Source organism: Mesorhizobium sp. M7A.F.Ca.CA.002.05.1.1, from assembly GCF_003998335.1.
GTDB lineage: Bacteria > Pseudomonadota > Alphaproteobacteria > Rhizobiales > Rhizobiaceae > Mesorhizobium.
In genome coordinates this window covers 1-2,648 of the sequence record NZ_RZQI01000827.1, presented here as the reverse complement: position 1 = coordinate 2,648, position 2,648 = coordinate 1, and the positions used below count along the sequence as shown (strand labels likewise).

Annotated in this window: 3 protein-coding genes; all 3 read right to left on the bottom strand. The window is 62.5% G+C overall.

From position 1 onward, the window contains the following. Positions 1-654: hydantoinase/carbamoylase family amidase (locus EN939_RS29110; RefSeq protein WP_127271139.1), on the bottom strand; the 654-nt coding region annotated here is incomplete at its 3' end. 11 nt (positions 655-665) lie between these two features. Further along, the gene (locus EN939_RS29105) at positions 666-1,076 is read right to left on the bottom strand and encodes an endonuclease domain-containing protein (protein WP_236382994.1); all 411 of its coding nucleotides are present in this window, start codon (positions 1,074-1,076) and stop codon (positions 666-668) included. 139 nt (positions 1,077-1,215) lie between these two features. Then, on the bottom strand, positions 1,216-2,544 hold the full coding sequence (locus EN939_RS29100) for an aspartate aminotransferase family protein (RefSeq protein WP_127271138.1): 1,329 nt from the start codon (positions 2,542-2,544) through the stop codon (positions 1,216-1,218). Between the last annotated feature and the right edge of the window lie 104 nt (positions 2,545-2,648).

Below are 2,648 nucleotides of genomic sequence, written 5' to 3'. Positions count from 1 at the left end.
CTTCAGGCCCTGGCCATGAGTGACGACGCCGATGTCGATATCTTCGTCCTCGAGGATCGGACCCTGTTCGATATGCAGTTCGAAGAAGGCGTGGATCTTGCGATCGCCGACCTTCTCGCTGCCTTTCCAGCCGATGCGCTCGAGCTCCTCACCGAATTTCTTGCCCTGCTTGTCGACATGCCCGTACACATCGGCCTGGTCGAGCACGCCGGCGAACACGCCGGACGCCATCATCGCCGGCGCAAAGCGCGAGCCCTCCTCGTTCGTCCAGTTGGTGACGACGATCGGATGTCTGGTCTTGATCCCGAGATCGTTGAGCGAGCGCACCACTTCAAGCCCGCCCAGCACGCCGAGCACGCCGTCGTACTTGCCGCCGGTCGGCTGCGTATCGAGATGGCTGCCGACATAGACCGGCGGCAGGCTGGGATCGGTGCCTTCGCGGCGGGCAAACATCGTGCCCATTTCATCGACGCCCATTTCGAGCCCGGCCGCATCGCACCAGCGCTTGAACAGATGCCGCCCTTCGCCGTCTTCGTCGGTCACGGTCTGGCGATTGTTACCGCCGGCAATGCCGGGGCCAATCTTCGCCATCTCCATGATGGAATCCCACAAACGGTCTGAATTGATTCGCAGATTCTCGCCGGGTGCGGCCATGCTCTAAAACCTCATCGATTGCGGGGCGACGGCGTCCCCCTCCCCCTCGAGGGGAGGGTGGCCGCGAAGCGGTCGGGTGGGGTCGGCTGACATATGCTCAACCTTCCCCTTGACCATCTCGCGACATGCCACGCGCTGTTTATGACATCGGGCTCGTCAACACGGAAGACGTGAAACCCGAGAGAGCGCAGATAGGCATCACGAACAGCATCGTGCCGTTTACCCTTCTCGTGTTCGTGCAGATCACCGTCGACCTCAACGATCAGCTTCACCGCCAAGCAAACGAAGTCAACGATATAAGGCCCAATCGGGCACTGACGGCGAAACTTGATGCCTCCCGATTTCAACTCCCGCAGTTCATACCACAGGAGGGATTCGCCCTTGGTCGCGTGAACTCGAAGCGCGCGCGCCTTCTGGCGCATTTCGAAGCTCACGCGGGTACGGGGCATCAGACGCGGCCACGCAGCAAAAGATCAGGTCGGCACCCAGTCGCACCGACCCCACCCGACCGCTTCGCGGCCACCCTCCCCTCGAGGGGGAGGGATATCCGCGTCCAGTTCGTCAATCTATGGCTCGCAAGACTTCTCTGACATGGTCGATCAATTCGTTGATCTGGCCCTTGGTGATGATCAGCGGCGGCGACAGCGCGATGATGTCGCCGGTGGTGCGGATCAGCGCGCCGCGCTCGAACGCCTTGACGAAGGCCGAGAAGGCCCGCTTGGTCGGCTGGCCGGCGATCGGCGCCAGCTCGATCGCGCCGATCAGGCCGATGTTCCTGATATCGATGACGTTCGGCTCGCCTTTCAGCGAATGCAGCGCGTCTTCCCAGTACGGCGCCAGCTCCTCGCCGCGGGTCAGCAGGCCCTCTTCCTTGTAGGTGTCGAGCGTGCCGAGTGCGGCCGCGCAGGCGATCGGGTTGCCCGAATAGGTGTAGCCGTGGAAGAACTCGATCATGTGCTCAGGGCCGGTCATGAAGGCGTCGTGGATCTCCTTCTTCACGAACACCGCGCCCATCGGGATGACGCCGTTGGAAACGCCCTTGGCGGTGGTCATGATGTCTGGCGTGACACCGAAATAGTCGGCGGCGAACGGCGTGCCGAGACGGCCGAAACCGGTGATGACCTCGTCGAAGATCAACAGGATGCCATGCTTGGTGCAGATTTCGCGCAGCCTCTCGAGATAACCCTTCGGCGGCAGGATGACGCCGGTGGAGCCGGCGACCGGCTCGACGATGACGGCGGCGATGGTGGAAGCGTCGTGCAGAGCGACGATGCGCTCCAGTTCGTTGGCGAGTTCCGCGCCATACTCCGGCACGCCCTTGGTGAAGGCGTTCTTCTCGGGCAGATGCGTGTGCGGCATATGGTCGACGCCGCCGAGCAGCGTGCCGAACATCTTGCGGTTGGTGACGATGCCGCCGACCGAGATGCCGCCGAAATTGACGCCGTGATAGCCGCGCTCGCGACCGATCAGCCGGGTGCGCGAGCCCTCGCCCTTCACACGATGATAGGCGATGGCCATCTTGAGCGCGGTCTCGACCGATTCCGAGCCGGAATTGGTGAAGAAGACATGGTCCATGCCCTTGGGCGCGAGGTCGACCAGGCGGTTGGCCAGTTCGAACACGATCGGGTGGCCCATCTGGAAGGCGGGCGCATAGTCGAGCTCGGCGGCCTGCTGCTGGATCGCCTCGGTGATCTTGGGACGGCAGTGGCCGGCATTGACGCACCACAGGCCGGCGGTGCCGTCGAGAACCTTGCGGCCGTCGCTGGTCGTGTAATGCATGTCCTTGGCGGACACCATCATGCGCGGCGCCTGCTTGAACTGCCGGTTTGCCGTGAACGGCATCCAGAATGCGCTGAGATCGTTCGGCGTGACTTTCAGCCGGTTGGACATGACCAGGACTTCCCCTTGTAATCTGTTTCGGTGCGCCCAACGCTTGGTCTTTGCCGCGTTTTCATGCTACGCAAATTTTTGACCGATTGGACAAACGTTAGCAC

Excerpts from the sequence above, each read along its gene's own strand:
- EN939_RS29105 (WP_236382994.1), bottom strand. The coding sequence starts at position 1,076 with ATGCGCCAGAAGGCGCGCGCGCTTCGAGTTCACGCGACCAAGGGCGAA.
- EN939_RS29100 (WP_127271138.1), bottom strand. The coding sequence starts at position 2,544 with ATGTCCAACCGGCTGAAAGTCACGCCGAACGATCTCAGCGCATTCTGG.